This is a genomic window from Streptomyces antioxidans, from assembly GCF_000968685.2.
GTDB classification, from domain to species: Bacteria; Actinomycetota; Actinomycetes; order Streptomycetales; family Streptomycetaceae; genus Streptomyces; species Streptomyces antioxidans.
The window spans coordinates 92730-110831 of sequence record NZ_LAKD02000013.1; the positions used below are offsets into that span (position 1 = coordinate 92730).

Genomic DNA, 18102 nt, shown 5'->3' on the forward strand with positions numbered 1-18102 from the left:
GCCCTGTTCCCCGGAGGTGCGCGATGGAACCGTTCGTCTGCCGGACGTCCTACGCCCAGGACCGGCTCTGGCTGCTCCACCAGATGGCCCCGGACGATCCCTCGTACAACCTCGCCTGGGCGTTCCGGATCACCGGCCGGCTAGACACGACGGCGCTGGTCACCGCGCTGTCCGCGGTGGCGGGCCGGCACGAGGCGCTGCGGACGACCTTCCGGGCCGTGGACGGCCGCCCCGAGCAGGTCGTCGCACCGGGCTGGGACTTCTCCCCGTCCGTCGAGGACCTCACCGGGTACGCACCGGCCGACCGCGAGCAGGTCCTGCGCCGACGGCTGCGGGAGGCGTCACGCGCCGTCTTCGACCTGGAGCGCGGGCCGCTGTTCGAGCCCCGGATCTTCCGGCTGGCCGAGGAGGACCACGTCCTGCTGATCAGGCTGCACCACATCGTGTCCGACGGGGGATCGGTGGCCGTCCTCCAGGGCGACCTCGCCGCCGCCTACGGCGGCGCGGCCCTGCGCGAACCGCCGCTCCAGTACGCGGACTTCGCCGACTGGCAGCGCGCGCCCGAACAGTACGAGGAGCAGGAGCGGCAGCTGGCGCGCTGGCGCGACCACCTGGCGGACGCGCCGCCCGCCCCACGCCTGCCGGCCGACCGGCCGCGCGGGAAGGGCACCGAACCCCGGGCGGGCCGCCACGAGTTCCAGCTGCCCGCCGAGCTCGTGGCACGGCTCCGTGGACTGGCACGCACGGAATCGGCGACCCTGTTCATGCCCATGCTCGCCGCCTTCGCGGCCCTGCTCGCACGCTACACACGCCAGGACGACCTGGTGATCGGCGTGCCGGTGGCGGGGCGCGACCGCCCCGGACTCGAGGACGTGGTCGGCCTCTTCGTCAACACCCTGCCCGTGCGCGTCGGCCCGCTCGCGGGGCTCACCTTCCGCCAACTCCTCGCCCACGTACGGGATATGACCCTCGCCGGCTTCGACAACGCCGATGTCCCCCTCGAACGGCTGGTGGAGGAACTGCGGCCGGCCCGCGACCCGGACGGACCCCCGTTCTTCCGGGCGATGTGCGTGATGCACCCCGCCGAACCCCCCGTCCTGAGCCTGCCCGGCCTCGACATCCGACGGGAACCGGTCGACCCCCTGCCCCCGCCCTGCGAACTGGTCCTGTCCCTCGTGCCCGGCGGCGGGGGCGTGCGGGCCCGGCTCGACCACGCGGCCGAACTCTTCGACGACGCCCGCCTGGTCCGCATGGCCGGGCACTTCCACACCCTCCTCGACGCCGCCTCCGAGCGCCCGGACGAGCCGATCTCCCGGCTGCCGATCCTCACCGAAGCTGAGCACACGCAGGTGGTCCACGCCTGGAATCGCGTCGAACCGAGCGCGCCGTCCGGGGCCGCGGGCGCCTGCCTGCACGATCTGGTCGCCGCGTGGGCGGTGCGCACCCCGGACGCCGAAGCGGTGACGGACGGCACCCGACGGCTCACCTACGCCCAACTCGTCGAACACGCCGGTCGCGTCGCCCGCCGGCTGCGTGGATCGGGCGTCGCTCCGGACACGATCGTCGGCGTCTGCCTCGACCGTTCCGCCGACCTCGTCGTCGCCCTGCTGGGCGTCCTGATGGCGGGCGGGGCGTACCTGCCGCTCGACCCGGCCCATCCGCCGGAGCGGCTGCGCCTGCTGCTGGCGGACGCGGAGACCAAGGTGGTCGTGACCCGGAGCACCCTGCTCGGCCTGCTGCCCGAGTCCGGGTGCGAGACGGTCCTGCTGGACCGGCCGGATCCAGCGGACACCGAGCCCCTTCCCGCCGGGGCGCCCGGCCCGGACCATCTGGCCTACGTCATCCACACCTCGGGGTCCACCGGCCGCCCCAACGGAGTCCTGGTCACCCACGCCAACGCCGTACGGCTCCTGACGTCGACCCGCGCATGGTTCGGCTTCGGCCCGGATGACGTCTGGACGCTGTTCCATTCGTACGCCTTCGACTTCTCCGTCTGGGAACTGTGGGGTGCGCTCGCGCACGGCGGCCGGGTCGTCGTGCTGTCCGGGGACGACGTCCGGGAGCCGGAACTCCTCCTCGACGTCGTGCGCCGGGAGGGTGTCACGGTGCTCAACCAGACCCCCACCGCCTTCCTCCAGCTGGACCGCGCCGACGAGGCGGCGGGCAGCCCACCGCTCGCCCTGCGCGAGGTCATCCTCGGCGGCGAGCGGTGCGACCCCCAGACGCTGCGCGGCTGGATCGCGCGGCGCGGTCACGGGCGGCCCCGCCTGTCGAACATGTACGGCATCACCGAGACCACGGTGCATGTCACCCGTCATCTGCTGGAGCCCGCCGACCTCGACGGCCCGCCCGGCAGCCCGATCGGGGTCCGCATCCCTGACCTGCGCACCTATGTCCTCGACGAGCGGATGAACCCGGTGCCGGAGGGGACCCCGGGCGAACTGTTCGTCGGGGGCCCCGGGGTGACGCGCGGCTACCTGGGACGGCCCGCGCTGACGGCACGGCGGTTCCTGCCCGACCCGTACGCCAGCTCGCCGGGAGCCCGCCTCTACCGGACCGGTGACCTCGTGCGCTGGCGGCCGGGCGGACGGCTGGAGTTCCTCGGCCGGGTGGACGACCAGGTCATGATCCGGGGTCATCGGGTCGAACCGGGCGAAGTGGAGGCCGCGTTGCGCGCCCATCCGGGAGTGCGGACATGCGCGGTCGTCCCGTACCAGGACGCGGCCGACGGCTGCGCCCTGGCCGCGTATGCCGTCCCGGCCGGGGAGGACCCGCCCGGTCCGGCGGAACTGCGCGGCTTCCTCGCGAGGCGGCTGCCCGGCCATATGATCCCGGGTGCGTTCGTCGCCCTCGACCGGCTGCCCCGCACCGCCAACGGCAAGGTGGACCGTGCGGCCCTGCCCGCCGCGGAGGTGGCCACCGCACCGTCGGACGCGCCCCGCAGCCGTGCGGAGGCCGCCCTCTCGGACATCTGGGCCGACGTACTCGGCCTCGATGAGGTCGGTGTCCACGACGACTTCCTCGATCTCGGCGGTCAGTCGCTGCTGGCCGTGCGGATCACCAACCGGGTCAGGGATGAACTCGGCTTCCCGCTCACCGTCCGCGGGCTCTTCGAGCATCCGACGATCGAGGAGCTTGGCCGCCTGATCGACGGAACCGGCGGGGAGAGCTGACCGGTCCGGGACCGGCGGGAGGAGCTGACCGGTCCGGGAGAGATCACTCGGGGTGCGGAATCTCCTCGGTCCGCGGGGCCCGCCGTATCACCGGAAGCGCGGTGACGACGGCGGCCAGCGCGACCATGAAGACGGCGTACGCCACCAGCGTGCCCCGTGCCCCCAGCGACTGGAGCAGACCCCCGGCGGCCAGTGAGGCCAGGGGGACCGCCCCCCAGGTGATCAGCCGGGCGGCGCTGACGGTGCGGGCCTGAAGACGGTCGGGGGCGAGCGCGTAACGGTACGACGTGATGACCACGTTGAAGGCCGGTTCGGCCAGTGCCGTCACGGCGACCACCGCGCCCAGCGCAAGAGGCGAGGTCAGCCACATCAGCACCGCCGTGCCACAGGCCCACAGCCACAGTGCCCCGATCACCACGGTCCGCGGGCGCAGACGCCGGTGCAGCCACGGAGCGGCGAAGGCACCGGCGATCGCGGCCCCGCCGGGCAGCGCCAGCATCACCCCGATCAGCGAGGGCGAGGCACCGAGCTCCCGGGCCCGCACGATCATGACGAGGGTGAGCGCGGACAGGACGAGGTTCACGGCACCGGTGAGGGTCACCAGGGCCCGCATCAGCCGCTGGTGCCACAGCCACACCAGCCCCTCGGAGATATCGGCGAGCAGTCCCCGCCGCCGGTGCTCGACGTCCCTCCGGTCCTGGAGGCCGGGCCGTACGAAGAGCATGGCCAGGAAGCCGAGCACGTAGGACAGCAGGTCCGCCACGAACGGCAGCATGTGGCCGGCGGCGAACAGGGCACCGCCCAGCGGGCGCCCCGCCAGGTCGGCGCCGAGTTCGCGGGCCTGGTTCTGGGCGACCGCGGCGGGCAGTTGCTGCCGCGGGACGATGTGCGGCAGTGCGGCGGACTCCGCGAGCTGGAAGAACACGAAGCACGCGCCGTCCACGAAGACGACCGCCAACAGGGCCGCCACACTCAGCCTGTCGACGGCGAGCGCCAGCACGATGAGACCGAGCAGCACCGCCCGGACACCGTCGGCCGCCAGCATCACACGCCTGCGGTCGAGGCGGTCGACGAGCGCCCCCGCGGGCAGGTAAAGCACCAGGAACGGCAGGGTCTGGGCGAACCCCACGAGCCCCGCCTGGAACGGCGAGCCCGTCAGCGCGAGCACCAGCAGCGGATAGGCGAGCGTCGTGACCCGCATGCCCACGGTCGAGACGACCTGGCCGGTCCACAGCAGCATGAAGTCCCGGTTGCGCCACAGCGGGCGCGGCCGCGCGACGGCCGAGGAGGCGAGGCTTTCGCTCATGGCCGACCGCGCAGGTCACCCAGCGCCCCGCTGGACCTGCTGGACCTGCTGGACGTCGGTATCCTGCCGTCCCTACCACTCTCCGGATCACCCATTCGCCCAAGCGTGACGTGCCACCGCGGGACTGTCCATGCCCACCGCCCTGAACAGGACATAACGGCAGCCCGGTCACCCCGCTCCTTGGGGAACTGGCTCAAGTGCGTGCCGTATGGGCATGATCGCGCGGTGCCTCATCTCGGACTGGTGACTGTTGTCGTGCGTGACTACGACGAGGCCATCGCCTTCTATCGGGACGTTGTCGGCTTCGAGCTTCTGGAAGACACTCGGCTCGACGGCGAGAAGCGGTGGGTCGTGGTCGCTCCGCCGGGAGCGCGGGAGACGGCCGTGCTCCTCGCCAGGGCCGTGACCGGTGAGCAGGAGGCCCGTATCGGGGATCAGACGGGCGGCCGGGTCGGCTGGTTCTTGAACACGGCCGCGTTCGACCGCGATTACGAGCGCATGCGGACGGCCGGGGTCGTGTTCGAAGAAGCGCCCCGGCGTGAGCCGTATGGCACGGTCGCCGTTTTCCGGGACCTCTATGGGAACCGGTGGGATTTGATCGAGCTGAACCGGACCGACGCCTCGCAAAGTGCCGACGGCGGCACGCGACGGTGAGCAGCCTCACGCTGCCCGAAGTACCGAACGATGACGTCTTACACGCTGCTCGACGGGGTTTGACCAACACCCCCACCCAGGGGCTTCACCCCGTGCCGGGGCCACTCAGCAAACGCTGACGGGATCTCTTCGGTGACGCGTGTGCGCCAGCGTCGGCGGACGGTCGCTTCGCCTTCCAGCCATCGGACGGGCCGGGCGTCTGGTGTGGTTGGGCGGTCGCCCATGAAGGACGCGATCTCGGCGAGGTAGGCGTGGTCGCCGTCGGTGGATGGCGGCGGTGAGGGGATCGTCGTCGCCGCGGACGGCGTGGTGGGTTCGGCCTCGTCGCGGGCGTGTTGGTAGTGGCCGGGGGCGAGGCGGCCTCCTCCGTCGGCGACCTGTCGCATCTCCTTTCGGGAGGCGGCTGAGTGGCCGAGGTCGCGGTGGGCCTTGGCCAGGTAGTAGCGGGCCGTCTGTCCCAGTTCCTGGGGTAGCAGTCCGGTGTTGATGACGGCGGTGAGCCGGTTGGCCGTGGTGCGGCGGTGTTCGTGCTGGCGGCGGCCGAGTGTGCTGAGCAGTTCGACCAGGGCCGCCTGCCGCGTGGCGGCCCTGAAGCGGGGAACTCTTCGGCCGGGCTGGTCCGAGTCGATCGCGCGCCGCGACCGGTACTACACGGATAGCCGACGACCACTGGTTGCCCGGGTTAGGCGGCCTTGCCACGCTGCCACCGCGGACAGCACGGACAGCACCGCCGAGGTGGCGAGTACCGCCTCCATCGCGTGGACCGCGGACTCCAGTCCCCCATCGGCCAGCGACAGATAGCCGCCGCCCAGGGCCGCGACCCCCAGCGCCCCCCACAATTGGGCGTTGGTACTGATGACCCCGGACAGGTCGGCGGCGTAGCGGTCCGGCAGTGCGAACGTCATCTGCGCGATCAGGGCGTTGGAGCTGATGCCCAGACCGAACCCGCCGATCCCCAGAAGCACGAACAGCGCAGGCCCGGCGTGGTGTGCCGTGGCGAGATAGGTCCATAGCGCGGTGTAGCTGGTGGCCAGGATCAAACAGCCCAATGCCGGCATCGCCGCCTTGTGCCGCTCAGGCACCCGGACCAAGAGAGGGCCTGCGAGCCCGAAGGCGGACACCCACGAGACCATGGCCAGCCCGGCGTAGGCCGGCCCCCGCCCCACACCGTCCTGCAGGTAATTCGCCAGAACGAACAGCAGCGCGAAATAGGTCATGGTGGTGATGCCGTGGGCCACCAACGACCAACGGACGGTCGGCTCGTGAACCACTTCCTCGGCGATCAGGGGACGACCACCCAGTGCGGAACGGCGACGCTGGCTCCATCGGAACACCACCGCCACCGGTACGCTGGCCGCCAGGCATCCCCACGTCCAGAGGGGCCAGCCTTCATCGTTGCCCAGCAGTAGCGGCACGATCAGCAGCAGGATGGTCACCGAGAGCAGCGCCATTCCGCGTACGTCCACCTCTTGCGTGCTGCCCGGCTTCTTCCCGTTCTCGTCGCGTGGCATGGACCGCTGCGCCGCCCACAAGAGAACGACCCCGACCGGCAGATTGATCAGGAAGATCGGGCGCCAGCCGGTGCCGAACAGGTCAGCCGCGATCAGCATGCCCCCCAGGACTTGACCGGCCACCGCCCCGCCGGACAGCGCGACCGCGTAGTAGCCCAGGGCCCTGATCCGCTGCGGACCGGTGAAGTGCAGCTGGATCCCGCTCAACACTTGGGGCACCATCAGCGCCGCACCACCCCCCTGCACGGCTCGGGCCGCGATCAGCACACCCGCGTCGGGGGCCACCGCGCAAGCCAGCGATGCGACGGTGAAGACGGCCAGGCCGGTCAGGAAGATCCGGCGGTGGCCGTGGCTTTCGCCCAGGCGGGCGCCGGCCACAAGCAAGACGGCGTAGGCGACCACGTAGCCGGAGACCACGAGGCCCACCTGCCCGCCGGAGGCGTCGAGGCCGCCCTGGATGACAGGCGCGGCGATGTTGGCTATCGCGGTGTCGATGTTAGCGATCATCTGTGCGGCCAGCAGAACCGCGAGGAGGCGCCACCGATGGACGACTACGGCGGAGGACTCACCGGACTGGCCGACAGAGTGCGGCACGGCGGTGTCCTCCGCGGAGGTACTGTCCGGTTGGAACTGCCTTCTCGGCATGCGGGGTCCATTCTGGAGGGGTGGGTCAGGCAGCGGTCAGCTGCGGAGGCCAGCGGACCCCGGTGAGGTCGGGCACAACGAGGTCGGCCGCGCCCAGCGCCTCGGCGGAGTGGGTGGTGGTCAACCCCACGCACGCCAGCCCTCCGGCCTTGGCGGCGGCGATACCCGCAGGAGCGTCTTCGAACGCCACCGCCTGTGTCGGATGGACACCCAACGCCGCACAACCACTCAAGAAGCCTTCGGGGTGCGGCTTGCCGCGCTGCACATCCTCCGCGGTGATCACCGTGGCGAACAGGTCCGCACCGCCGACGTGGTCCAAGAGCACATGGGCGTGTTCGCCCAGACTTGAGGTGACCACGGCCATCGGTACTCCCTCGGTGTGCAGCGTCTTTACCAGTACCCCGGCCCCCGGCACTGGATAAGGCGGAGGGATGTCCGGGCCGTTGAGGTAGCCGACGGCCTCATGGAAAAGCTCGTCGACGGTGCTGCCGGGGAAGCGGTGCACGTGGTCGGCCAACGCCTCCTGGCCGCGACGGCCGACGAAGGTCGCCAACAGCGCGTCGTCGATCCTCAAGCCATGAGCCTGGAAGAGCCGCGTCCAAGCGGCCCGGCTGCGGTGCTCGGTGACGATCAGCGTCCCGTCGAGGTCAAAGAGCGCGGCCCGGATCGGTAGGGCGTCGGGAGACGCGATGCCAGTCATCAGTGATATCCGTCCTGGGTCGTGATCGGTGGTCAGGCGCTGAGGAGAAATGAGCCGGGAGCGCGCCGTCGGATGAACCGCGCGGCAAACAACGCACGCTGAAGGCCCGTTGGAGTGCCTTGGGCACAGGTGCTCCTGGCAGGGGCCCGGCGCCGACGTCCATCGTGTGCTGCCGAACAGGGGTGTGACAGCACGACGTGATCAAGGTATCGGGGGTGGCGCCGCGATGCTGGCGGCATTCAGACGTCGCGTTCGCTGCCAGGGGAGGGCGCGGCGGCATCAAGCCGGTGGATCCGGACTCAGCGCACCAGGCAAGGAGGTTCTGACAGTACCTGGATCACCAGGGTCTCCCAGACGTCCCCAACGCCTGTCAACCTGGTTGAGTCGAAAACGCCGACAAAACTCCATGGACACGCACTACAGCTTTTCCCCCATCGGTTCAATTCAGCTGCCCCGAATGCGCGACTGTGTCGGCACATTGTTCCACGGCAGAAGGGACGGAGATCAATGGCGGACGCCCAATTCACCACTCGCACAGAACTTTTCGATCTGAGTGGGAAGTACGCCCTTGTCACTGGCGGCACCAAAGGCATTGGGATGATGATAGCGCGCGGCCTTCTCCAGGCGGGCGCCCGCGTTGTCATCAGCTCACGCAAGGCAGACGCGTGCGCGGAGGCACAGCATCTACTGTCCGGATTCGGCGACGTCCAAGCAATTCCCGCCGACCTGTCCAGGCACGACGAGTGTCAGCGCCTCGCTGATCTTGTCAAGGTCGACTCGGAACGCCTGGACATCCTTGTCAACAACGCGGGAGCGATGTGGCGCGAGCCGCTGGCGACGTTCCCGGACGAGGCCTGGGACGCAGTGCTCGACCTCAACCTCAAGTCGCCGTTCTGGCTGGCGCAGGCGCTGCTTCCGGCACTTCGCAGGGCGGGCACCGCCGATGATCCCGCGCGGATCATCAACATCGGCAGTATCGCCGCCATCCACGTCGCCCAGTCGCCCAACTACTCGTACGCCAGCAGCAAGGCGGCACTCCATCAACTCACCAGAGTGCTTGCCAGGGAGCTGGGCCCACAGCACGTCACGGTGAACGCGGTAGCACCGGGAGTGTTCCCGTCGCAGATGATGGCGTCCACGCTCGATGCCATCGGCGACACGATCGCGGCGGCGGCCCCTCTGCGCCGGATCGGCCGCGACGACGACATGGCGGGTATCGCCGTGTTTCTCGCCAGCCGGGCTGGGTCCTACCTCACGGGCACCATCATCCCGGTGGACGGCGGCATCGCGACGACCGCGACGGGTACCCCTTGAGACTGCGGAACGGGCCTACGGTGAGGGGATGGCCACGATGGATCTACGCACCGAGATTCGGGAGTTTCTCAGCTCGCGTCGCGCCCGCATCGCACCCGAGCAGGCGGGCCTGCCCGCTTACGGCGGCAACCGTCGGGTCAAAGGTCTGCGCCGCGAGGAGGTGGCGCTACTGGCGGGGGTGTCGGTCGACTACTACGTGCGCATGGAGCGCGGCAGCCTCGCCGGTGCCTCCGATGGCGTGCTCGTCGCGTTGGCCTCTGCCTTGCAACTCGACGAGGCCGAGCGCGACCACCTGTTCCGCCTCGCGCGCCGATCCAGGGCGCCCGGCGGCCCACGTCGGCGCAGGCCCGCAGTGACGGTGCGCTCGACGCTGCAGCAGGTGCTCGACGCGATCTCCGATGCGCCGGCCTGGATCTGTAATGGCCGTTATGACGTGCTCGCCATGAATCAACTCGCTCGCGCGCTGTTTTCACCGGTGCTGGCCGACTCGCGACGGCCCGCGAACACGACGCGGTTCGTCTATCTCAACCCCGAGGCGGCCAGGGATTTCTTTGTCGACTATGACCAAATTGCCGGTGACGCGGCCGCGAAGCTACGCATGGAAGCCGGCCGCGATCCGCACGACGAGGAGCTGATCGCCCTGGTCGGCGAACTGTCAACGTGCAGTGAGCTATTCCGCCAGCGGTGGGCGTCTCAGGACGTGCGGCTGCACCGGTCCGGACGCAAGCGGGTGCACCATCCGATCGTGGGCCGGCTCGACTTGGACGTCGAGTCCCTGGAACTGCCCGCCGAACCCGGCCTGCGCCTCAACGTCTACACCGCACCCGCGGGCACGCCGACCGCTGACAATTTGGCGCTCCTGGCGTCGTGGGCGGCCACCCGACAGACGCTGGCGACCGAGCTCGAAGCACACAACGGATAGTCCAGCCCCTTCAGCCGTACGAGGTCGGTCTCCCCGACCAGCGCGGGCAGACCGCACCGCTCGGCCTGGGTGAACCATCCACGGGCAGCAAGCCGGTGGATCCGGGCTCATTCCGCGATCCCGCGAACGGTTTCGCCTTGCCAGCCTTCCGCCTGGCCCGTGTGACGGCAGCTCTGGCTTCTCGCTCAGGGGTGTCCTGAAGCGGTAGCGGACCTTTCGGTGACGAGTGTGCGCCAGCGTCGGCGGACGGTCGCTTCGCCTTCCAGCCATCGGACGGGCCGGGCGTCTGGTGTGGTCGGGCGGTCGCCCATGAAGGACGCGATCTCGGCGAGGTAGGCGTGGTCGCCGTCGGTGGTGAGCCGGCGCAGTCGGTGGATGGCGGCGGTGAGGGGATCGTCGTCGCCGCGGACGGCGTGGTGGAAGCAGACCGCGAGCTCAAGCAGGGGGAGGAGGGAAGTGAGCCCGGCGGTTTCGGTCTCGGTGCGCAGGGCCTGGGCGCGTTCGTGGAATGCGGTGCTGTGGCCCGCGTCGCGGATGAGGTGGGCGATGTGCACGGTCAGGGTGGTGGCGTGGAGGGTGAGGCCGGTCAGGAGGTGGTGGGCGAGGGCGAGTTCGCTCTCCGCGGTCGCGGGGTCCGCGAAGGCCATCGCGAGTGCGCGGTGTGCCTGGGCGGTTGCGCGTTCTCCGGCGATGCCGTGTTGTTCGGCCTCGTCGCGGGCGTGTTGGTAGTGGTCGGCGGCTGGTGTGATGTCGCCTTGGGGCCAGTGGATGTCGCCGAGTACACGGTTCTGCCGGCCGGCCCACCCCAAGGTCCCGGCGACGGTGAGGGCGGTGGGGAAGTCGCCGGCCAGACGGGCGAGGTGGGCCAGTCCGCGGCGGGCGGCGGGGGCGAGGCGGCCTCCTCCGTCGGCGACCTGTCGCATCTCGCTTCGGGAGGCGGCTGAGTGGCCGAGGTCGCGGTGGGCCTTGGCCAGGTAGTAGCGGGCCATCTGTCCCAGTTCCTGGGGTAGCAGTCCGGTGTTGATGACGGCGGTGAGCCGGTTGGCCGTGGTGCGGCGGTGTTCGTGCTGGCGGCGGCCGAGTGTGCTGAGCAGTTCGACCAGGGCGTGGGCTGGCGTCCGCAGGCGTGGCCCGTCGTCGGTGTTCCGCTGGGCGGGGGTGAGGGGTTCCCACACTGAGTCGCTGACGTACTGCCAGGCCGCCTCGGTCAGCCAGCCCAGGTCGAGGTCGAACTCGGCGGCCAGGGTGAGACCTTGGCGCAGGCAGGCGATCAGCGGACGGCGGCCGGGGCCGGTGTGCTCGGCCCACTGCTGGCCTACGGCGATGTGGGCGCGGTCGGCCGCGTTTCGCCAGTCTCGGGGCGACCAGCGGTCATCGGTGGTGTCTTCGGCGGTGCGCAGGGTCGAGCGGATGAGTGCGTGCAGGTGGTAGGGCCACAGGCCGGTGGGGGCGTGCCGGATGAAGGGCCGCTCGAGCAGGCGGAGGACTGGAGCGTCGCGGCTGATTCCGGCGCTGGCGGTGGCGAGGGGGATGTCGAAGGCGTCCAGGAGGCTGACCGAGCGCAGGACGTGGCGCTCGTCCGGGGTGAGGTCGGTGAGGGTGCGGGCGATGAGGGCGGGGAAGTCGACGTCGAAGTCGGCCGGTCGCGGGGTGAGGCCGGTGCGGCGGATCTCGAGGAAGCGCATGGCGGCCAGGTCGAGGTACAGCGGCAGGCCATGGGACCGTTCGGCGATCACACGTCGCAGCGCCGGGTCGATCAGAGGCTGGCCGTCGACGGCGAGGCGGTGGGCGAGGTAGTCCTCGCGGTCCTCGTCGCTGAAGTCCCCGATCAGGATCTGACGGCGACCGTCCCGATCGGCGGTGGCGGCCCGGGAGGCTGGCAGACCGCGGTCGGCCAGCCCGGGCCAGGCTGCCGGGCCGGTCCAGTCGAGTTGACCGTGCAGGGCCGGGTCGGCCCACTGCAGCCGGTTGCGTCCGGTGGCGACGAAGAAGACGTTGGGCATGAGCCACACCACGTGCTGCAGCAGCCGCTCCATGTCCCGGCGGGTGCGGTCTCCGATGTCCTCGAAGGTGTCCAGGAGCACCACCAGCGCGATCTGCTTGCGGGCGGGTAAGCGGGCCAGCTCCCAGGCGAGCAGATGCGGGTAGTACGAGAGCTCCTCCAGGTCGGTGTCGGCCTCCAGCAGGTCGGCCAGCCGCGGGCAGCCCGCCAACGCGGCCACCGAGCGGCGGTGTTCGCGCAGTGCCCTCACCAACGCCCCGGTGAGCTGCCCGACCGCGGAACCGAGCATCCCGGGCAGCGCCAAGCCCTGGGCGACCTCGCCGAGCGCCGCCTGCGTCTGCTGTGGAAGCGCCTGGCCGAAGCGGGCCATCAAGCCGTCACGGCGCAGGTACTCCTCCAACGGCTCGCCCGGGTGCTGATGGTCCCAGTAGCGACGCAGCGCGATGTCGAAGGCGGGCATGGGCCGACCGACCGCGGCCGCGATGGCAAGCCGGATCGTGACGATGACGCGCTCGAAGTCGGTGTTCGCCGAGCGTGCCAGGTCGATCCGGACGGGGACGATCCGCGGCCCGTGCCAGGCCGGTTCACCCCATTGCGCCGGCCTGTGCTCGGCATTCGCCAGTGCGGCCTCCAGCCTCCGGGACAGCGTCGACTTGCCGATGCCGCCGACGCCGTGGAAGACGAGCAGGTTCCGTCGCGGTGCCTCCAGGTCGGCGGCGTCGAAACCCGGACCGGCCACGTGTCGCAGGTGACTGTCCAGGGCGCCGACGAACACCTGCCACTGGCTCTCCCGGTTCGTGAACGCCTCATCCGCCTCCACGCGCGGGTTGTTGGAGCCGAACAGAGCCCTCAAGTCCCGACCCGTCATGCCAACCCCCTGGTGGTCAACCGATCCCGCCCTGTGACTGCCGGTCCGCGGAGCCTTCGGCTCCCTGTGCGCGATGCTCGCCGCCGTCGGGATCGCAGACCAGCACCGGGACGTCGCAGACCAGTTCCCAACGCGTCTGTGGGAGGAGGAAGGTGGCGGTCTCGACCGGCTGGCCGGTGTCGGCCAGGTGTGTGCGGTCCAGCCTGACGATCAGTGTGCGGCGGGTGATCCCGAGGCGTAGCGCCTCGTGGTCATTCGGGTGCCTGGCGTGCGTACGGACCTGGGCGCGGCCGACCCGGATGCCGACCGAGGCCAGCCGGCGAACCACGCCGGTACCGGCCAGTGGCCCGTCCTCCGGCAGAAGAATGGGCGTGCGATGGGTGAGAGCCATCGGCTCCCATGATTCGCCGAGGGCCAAAGGGCGGGCGTCGCCCAGATACTCATAGCGGGTGCGGACACACGGGGTGTCGGGGTCGACCGACAGCCGCCGGGCGATCGGCTCTGGGGCCGGGACCTTGACGTCCGACCGGTACTCGATACCCGGGGTGAGCCCGGCTTGCCGGATCGCGTCCGGAATCGGCAGCAGCACCGGCAGCGCGATGCGCGCCTGCGGGGTGCGGACGAAGACGCCGACGCTTTTGCGCCCCTCCAGCACGCCTGCGTCGATCAGCAGTTCTTGGCCCCGCTGGACCGCGGCCGGACTGGTTCGGTACTCGCGGGCCAGCTGGGCCCGCGGCGGTAGTTGCTCACCCGTGGACCATTCGCCTTCCGCTAGCCGCCTGCGCAGGTCGTCGGCGATGCGCTGATAGTCCGCAGTGGGCACTGCCTACTCCTGGAGAGGAACTCACTACTCCTTGCAATTCTTGACACGCTAATCGGTTAGCGGCACGCTAATCGATTAGCGATACGCGCAGTAATCGGTGCGATGTGAGGGGGAGGAGTGGATGCGGTTCTGGCAGGGCGGGCCGCGGCACTCGCCGCCCGGCTCGCGGACCTTACGGGCGGTGCCACCCGGATCGAGGAAATCAACCGGGGCGTGCTCGTCCTGTGCGCCATCGACGCGATGGGTTCCGAGGACGCCTGGGTCGATGTGCAGGACGCACTCGACGACGCCGACACCTGGAGCGTGCAAGGCCGCGGCCCTGGTCCCGAACCGCGACTGCTGCGCGCCGAGCTCCATTCGGCCGATTCCGGGACCGGTTGACCGCCGCACCTCCGCGACCGCACCCAGTCCTCGACGCCACCGTGCTTGTCCACCCGCAGAGTTGAGCCCGCGTCACGCGATGGCGCCCACCGAGCGGCACGCCGAATGACACGGCCACGTGGTGGTGAACGAGGGTTCGCCCCCGCCGTACTGACCGAAGAGCGACACCGCGACCTGCTCCTCACCACGATCTTGCCGGCCGTCGCCAAGGAGGCCACGGCCCGGACCTCCCCGGTCGCGGTGTTCGTGGCGGGTCAGCCCGGCGCAGGCAAATCCACCTTCGTGGACCTGGTGCACCCCGCGCTGGCCCGCGGCGGTGGCACCGTGCGCATCGGCAGCGACCACTACAAGCGGGTCCACCCCTGCTATCCGGCACTTCTGGCGATCGACGACCGCAGCGCCGGAGTGCGTACGCGTCCGGACACCCGCCGCTGGCAGGCCGAGGTGGAGGACTACACCCGCCGCCACCGGCTGGACGCCGTCATCGAGACCGCACTGTCCGACCCGGGGGAGGCCCGTACCACGCTCGGCGCGTACCGACGCGCCGGCCACCGAGTCGAAGTGGTCGTGCTCGCGGTTCCGGAGGCCGTCAGCAGCCTGGCCGTACTCCACCGCTACCTCCAGCAGGTGCGGGCCACCGGTGCCGGACGCTACGTATCAGCGCGGAACCACGACCACTGCTCCCGGGAACTGCCCGGAGTCCTGCGCGTCATCGAGGCCGAGCGACTGGCACACCTGGTGGCGGTGATCGGTGCCAACGGCGTGCACTACCTGAACCGGCTGGCGCCGAACGGAAGGTGGTCGATCCCACCGCGCGCCGTCCAAGCGCTGACCGCCGAGCGGACCCGGCCGTGGACCGCCACCGAAGCCCGGCGCTTCCGCGACACCGCCGCGCGGGTCGGGGACACCGCGCGCAACACCCCTGGTGCGGCGCGCCGGACGGCCGTCGCCGCGGACCTCCGCCACGGCCTCCGTTGGGCCGGACCACCGCTCCGCTCGAGCTGGACCGATCCGGGCGCTCCTCGGGGCGCCAGCTGGTATCGGCTCCCGCCCGCGGAACACCAACGCATCTTCACAGACCTGATCGTTCCGTTCCATCTGGGCGACCCCGAGCCCCGGCGCCACCCGGTAGCGGTCTATGTGGTGGGTCAACCCGGCGCCGGGAAGACAGCCGCGTCCCGCCTGGTGTTACACGCCATGCGACCGGGCGCTGTCCTGGTGTCCGGCGAAGACTTCCGCGCATTCCACCCCGACTACGGGCGGCTGCTCGCCGAGCGCCCGCGCACGGCGGGAGCCTTGCTGCGGGCCGACTACCGGGCATGGCAGAACGCGGCAGAGGAATGGCTCCGGAGCCGGAAGGCCGATGTGGTGATGGAGGCGGCACCGGCCACCGGCACCGACCTGCTGACGTCGGCCTCCCGGTACCGGGCCGCGGGCTACCGGGTCGAGATGCTCGTCCTGGCGGTACGTGCGGCTGACAGCCGCCAGGGCACCGCGCACCGGTTCGCCCTCGGCCTGGAACACGGCCTGCCCTCCCGCTTCACCACCCCCCATGGGCACGATCGGTGCTACCGGGCGCTCGCCGCACTCGCGGCGACCCTCGACCGTCATCCGGCGGTGCACACCGTCACGGTGACCGACCGGAATGTTCTCGCGATACGGAACCGAGAAGGTGATACCGCGGCCGTCCTGGAAGGGGAGCGGCGGCGCCCGTACACCAACGACGAGGCGACCCAGTTCGCCGCGGTGCAGCGTCGACTGTGGACGCTGCTGCCACGCCACCGCTCCGAACTCTCGGAAATCACCGCCCTGGCGGCGCCCCTGATGCCACCGGGCTTCCCGCTCCACGGGCCGACCGCAGGTGCTGGGGAGTACCGCTCGCCCGGAGCGGGCGTCAGTTGAGGGCCTTCGCGAACAGCGGCACCACGTGCTTCAGCGCGTACCGCACGGACAGGACGGAGTCGGTGGCGAAGGCTTGGCTGAGGTTGGTGTCGTCGAAGACGACCGAGTGGCCCTGCTTCGCCGCCGGGATCGACTTGTAGAGCGGATCGTCGCTGATCTTCTTCGCGGTGGTGCCGATCGGCGCCATCACCATCAGATCGGCGTCGAGCAGCTGCAGGTTCTCCTCCGAGACGGGCACGGAGAACGCCTTGCCGGCCTTCTTCTCCACGGCCGGGTTGGCCTTGAAGCCGAGCCGTTCGACGAAGTTCAGGCGTCCGGTGCCGTGTACGTACGCGCCCCACGCCGACGCCGTGCGCGAGCCCACGGTAATCGTCTTTCCCTTGAACTCCGGGTGCTCCGCGGCCGCTTGGGCGAACTCCTTCTTGGCGTCCGCGATCAGCTTGTCGCCCTTGTCGGGCACTCCGAGGGCCTGGGAGACCATCGTGGTCTGCTTCTCCCAGGTGATCTTGTACTGGTCGCCGCCCTTGGGTATGCCGACGGTCGGTGCGATCTTGCTGAGGGTGTCGTAGCGGGTCTGGTCGCCGCTCGACTTGGTGTCGAGGATGAGGTCCGGCTGAAGCGCGGCGATCTTCTCGTACTCGGGCTCCAGCGTGCCGATCTTCTGCGGCGATGTGGCGTATCTGCCCTTCGCCCAGGGGCCCACGCCGTCGCCGCCGAAGGCCAGCCAGTCGCTCTGCCCGACGGGCCGTACGCCGAGCGCGAGTGCGGTCTCGGCGTCGCCCCAGCCCAGCGCGACGACCCGCTTGGGCCGCTGCTTGACCGTGACGGTGCCGAACTTCGTGGACACCTTCGCCGGGAAGGCACCCGACGACGTCTGACCCGCGCCGTCGTCGGTGTCCTCCTTGCTGGCGCCGCAGGCCGCTAGGGAGCCGGTCAGAGCGAGCGCGAGGGCACCGATGAGCAGGCCACGACGGCGGGGAGCGCGGGAGGAGGGGGATCTGGTGGGCATGGGGGTGCTCTTTCCTTGGCTGAAGGGGCCTACGTGGCCGGGGCGGTGGGGGTGTCGACGTGGTGGCGGCCCATGGGGACGATCAGGGGAGTGCCGGACGCCGGGTCGGGGATGACGGTGCTGCGCAGCCCGAAGACCTCCTCGACGAGGGATTCGGTGACGATCTCCGTGGGCCTGCCCTCGGCGACGATCCGGCCGTCCTTCATGGCGATCAGGTGGTCGGCGTAGCGGCAGGCCAGGTTGAGGTCGTGGAGGACGACGACGAGGGTGACGCCGCGTTCGCGGTTGAGGTCGGTCACCAGGTCGAGGACGTCGAGCTGGTGGCTGATGTCGAGGTAGGTGGTGGGCTCGTCGAGCAGCAGCACATCGGTCTCCTGCGCGAGCGCCATGGCGATCCACACCCGCTGGCGCTGGCCGCCGGAGAGCTCGTCGAGGGGCCGGTCCGCGAGGTCCAGCACGTCGGTGGCGTGCAGGGCGGCGGCGACGGCCTCGTCGTCGGCGGGCGTCCAGCGGCGGAACCAGCCCTGGTGCGGGTAGCGGCCCCGGCCCACCAGATCGGCGACCGTGATCGACTCGGGCGCCACGGGCGTCTGCGGCAGCACGCCCAGCACCGAGGCGACCTCTTTGGTCGCCATCGCGTGGACGCTGCGCCCGTCGAGCAGCACCGAGCCGGTCGTGGGGGCCAGCAGCCGGGCCATCGCGCGCAGCAGGGTCGACTTGCCGCAGGCGTTCGGGCCGACGACGACGGTGATCCGGCCGGGCGGGATGTCGGCGTCCAGCCCGGAGATGATCCGGCGCTCGCCGTAGCCGAGTTCGAGGCCGCGGGCCTGCAGGGCGTGCGGGGATGCCACGGGCGTCTCCTCGTCGTCGGGGGCGTCGGGGGCGTCGGGGG

At 70.7% G+C, this 18102-nt stretch carries 13 protein-coding genes; 6 read left to right on the forward strand and 7 right to left on the reverse strand.

Annotated elements, in window-relative coordinates; all coding sequences use genetic code 11:
- Positions 1-23 precede the first annotated feature (23 nt).
- Positions 24-3173 (forward strand): non-ribosomal peptide synthetase, encoded by a 3150-nt coding sequence (locus VT50_RS07560; protein ID WP_053048469.1) that lies wholly within the window; start codon positions 24-26, stop codon positions 3171-3173.
- A gap of 43 nt (positions 3174-3216) precedes the next feature.
- On the opposite strand, the gene VT50_RS07565 is transcribed toward VT50_RS07560, so the two are convergent.
- The gene (locus VT50_RS07565; RefSeq protein WP_046085060.1) at positions 3217-4479 is read right to left on the reverse strand and encodes an MFS transporter; all 1263 of its coding nucleotides are present in this window, start codon (positions 4477-4479) and stop codon (positions 3217-3219) included.
- 225 nt (positions 4480-4704) lie between these two features.
- Here VT50_RS07565 and VT50_RS07570 point away from each other — a divergent pair, with 225 nt between their 5' ends.
- On the forward strand, positions 4705-5133 hold the full coding sequence (locus tag VT50_RS07570; RefSeq protein ID WP_046085061.1) for a VOC family protein: 429 nt from the start codon (positions 4705-4707) through the stop codon (positions 5131-5133).
- A 647-nt stretch (positions 5134-5780) separates the two neighbouring features.
- Here the strand turns inward: VT50_RS07570 and VT50_RS07575 are convergent.
- Together VT50_RS07575 and VT50_RS07580 are read right to left on the reverse strand one after the other, a co-directional pair.
- On the reverse strand, positions 5781-7238 hold the full coding sequence (locus tag VT50_RS07575; RefSeq protein ID WP_046085073.1) for an MFS transporter: 1458 nt from the start codon (positions 7236-7238) through the stop codon (positions 5781-5783).
- A gap of 76 nt (positions 7239-7314) precedes the next feature.
- A complete protein-coding gene (locus VT50_RS07580) occupies positions 7315-7989 on the reverse strand; it encodes an HAD family hydrolase (RefSeq protein ID WP_046085062.1) in 675 nt (224 codons plus the stop codon).
- A 507-nt stretch (positions 7990-8496) separates the two neighbouring features.
- Between VT50_RS07580 and VT50_RS07585 the strand changes: the two genes are divergently transcribed.
- A complete protein-coding gene (locus tag VT50_RS07585) occupies positions 8497-9303 on the forward strand; it encodes an SDR family oxidoreductase (protein WP_046085063.1) in 807 nt (268 codons plus the stop codon).
- Positions 9304-9331: 28 nt separating this feature from the next.
- A complete protein-coding gene (locus VT50_RS07590) occupies positions 9332-10225 on the forward strand; it encodes a helix-turn-helix transcriptional regulator (protein WP_046085064.1) in 894 nt (297 codons plus the stop codon).
- A 185-nt stretch (positions 10226-10410) separates the two neighbouring features.
- Here VT50_RS07590 and VT50_RS07595 read toward each other — a convergent pair whose 3' ends face one another.
- Together VT50_RS07595 and VT50_RS07600 are read right to left on the reverse strand one after the other, a co-directional pair.
- Positions 10411-13095, reverse strand: coding sequence for a tetratricopeptide repeat protein (locus VT50_RS07595; protein ID WP_046085065.1), 2685 nt, complete (start codon positions 13093-13095; stop codon positions 10411-10413).
- A gap of 16 nt (positions 13096-13111) precedes the next feature.
- Positions 13112-13918 (reverse strand): GntR family transcriptional regulator, encoded by an 807-nt coding sequence (locus VT50_RS07600; RefSeq protein WP_053048470.1) that lies wholly within the window; start codon positions 13916-13918, stop codon positions 13112-13114.
- A gap of 117 nt (positions 13919-14035) precedes the next feature.
- Here VT50_RS07600 and VT50_RS07605 point away from each other — a divergent pair, with 117 nt between their 5' ends.
- Complete coding sequence (locus VT50_RS07605) at positions 14036-14299, forward strand: hypothetical protein (protein WP_046085066.1); 264 nt, start codon at positions 14036-14038, stop codon at positions 14297-14299.
- A 105-nt stretch (positions 14300-14404) separates the two neighbouring features.
- Positions 14405-16201 (forward strand): zeta toxin family protein, encoded by a 1797-nt coding sequence (locus VT50_RS07610; protein ID WP_046085067.1) that lies wholly within the window; start codon positions 14405-14407, stop codon positions 16199-16201.
- Here the strand turns inward: VT50_RS07610 and VT50_RS07615 are convergent.
- Both VT50_RS07615 and VT50_RS07620 read right to left on the reverse strand, forming a co-directional pair.
- Positions 16194-17210 carry an iron-siderophore ABC transporter substrate-binding protein gene (locus VT50_RS07615; protein WP_046085068.1) on the reverse strand — a complete coding sequence of 339 codons (1017 nt, stop codon included), beginning with the start codon at positions 17208-17210 and terminating at the stop codon, positions 16194-16196. The two genes, VT50_RS07610 and VT50_RS07615, sit on opposite strands and share 8 nt — an antisense overlap.
- Before the next feature lie 29 nt (positions 17211-17239).
- Positions 17240-18061 carry an ABC transporter ATP-binding protein gene (locus VT50_RS07620; RefSeq protein WP_079343783.1) on the reverse strand — a complete coding sequence of 274 codons (822 nt, stop codon included), beginning with the start codon at positions 18059-18061 and terminating at the stop codon, positions 17240-17242.
- Between the last annotated feature and the right edge of the window lie 41 nt (positions 18062-18102).

What these genes read in the sequence shown, in the direction of transcription:
- VT50_RS07590 (WP_046085064.1), top strand. Translation starts at nt 9,332, where the DNA reads ATGGCCACGATGGATCTACGCACCGAGATTCGGGAGTTTCTCAGCTCG.
- VT50_RS07615 (WP_046085068.1), bottom strand. Translation starts at nt 17,210, where the DNA reads ATGCCCACCAGATCCCCCTCCTCCCGCGCTCCCCGCCGTCGTGGCCTG.
- VT50_RS07610 (WP_046085067.1), top strand. Translation starts at nt 14,405, where the DNA reads ATGACACGGCCACGTGGTGGTGAACGAGGGTTCGCCCCCGCCGTACTG.
- VT50_RS07565 (WP_046085060.1), bottom strand. Translation starts at nt 4,479, where the DNA reads ATGAGCGAAAGCCTCGCCTCCTCGGCCGTCGCGCGGCCGCGCCCGCTG.
- VT50_RS07580 (WP_046085062.1), bottom strand. Translation starts at nt 7,989, where the DNA reads ATGACTGGCATCGCGTCTCCCGACGCCCTACCGATCCGGGCCGCGCTC.
- VT50_RS07585 (WP_046085063.1), top strand. Translation starts at nt 8,497, where the DNA reads ATGGCGGACGCCCAATTCACCACTCGCACAGAACTTTTCGATCTGAGT.
- VT50_RS07560 (WP_053048469.1), top strand. Translation starts at nt 24, where the DNA reads ATGGAACCGTTCGTCTGCCGGACGTCCTACGCCCAGGACCGGCTCTGG.
- VT50_RS07595 (WP_046085065.1), bottom strand. Translation starts at nt 13,095, where the DNA reads ATGACGGGTCGGGACTTGAGGGCTCTGTTCGGCTCCAACAACCCGCGC.